Genomic DNA, 712 nt, shown 5'->3' with positions numbered 1-712 from the left:
TCTCTACGCGACCACGTTAGGCAGTTTTGATGCCGGTTCGAAGGGCCGTTCCACACCATCACTTTTGATGAAGTTCAGGCGCCGGCTCGCGTTGGTTTCACAAAGGAATCAATATGATGCAGCGAGCCCTACGTCCGTCGGTCTTGGTCCCTCGCGGATTTGACGTGGAAAGCGCCTTTTGTAGTGGCGCTACAACCGTGATCACCGTACATCCCACGAGCAGGACGAGTCTCTGTCCCGGTTGCGGGACCAGTTCAGAGAGGATTCATAGCCGATATCAGCGGCGCCTCACTGATCTGCCGCTGGCGGGGCGGCAGGTTCGCCTGGTGGTCGTGGCGCGCCGCTTTCGCTGCGTTTCTGTTTTGTGCGATCGGCGCATTTTCACCGAGCGCTTCGATGACGGAGCTCTGGCACCGTGGGCGCGGCGAACGACCCGGCTCGATCTAATCGTCCATCACCTTGGCCTTGCTTTGGGGGGCCGCCCGGCGGCGAGTTTTGCCCGTCGACTTATGCTGCCCGTAAGCAACGACACATTGCTTCGGGTGGTTAGAAGGCGCGGGTGTCCGCCCTTTGCTCCGCCGAGCGTGATCGGAATCGACGATTGGGCCTGGCGGCGCAATCAGAGGTACGGAACGATCATCTGCGACCTCGAGCGGCGACGACCGATCACTCTCTTACCCGACAGAGAGCCAGCCACTGCGCAGGCCTGGCT

At 61.0% G+C, this 712-nt stretch carries 1 protein-coding gene; it reads left to right on the top strand.

What is annotated here, in order from left to right:
- Nucleotides 1-116: 116 nt before the first annotated feature.
- Nucleotides 117-712: transposase family protein (locus AC0L23_RS39995; RefSeq protein ID WP_473299124.1), on the top strand; the 596-nt coding region annotated here is incomplete at its 3' end.

Source organism: Bradyrhizobium sp. MI1.4, assembly GCF_055811315.1.
Note: the sequence above shows the minus strand (reverse complement) of the source record. Positions and strands in the feature narration are given on the sequence as shown.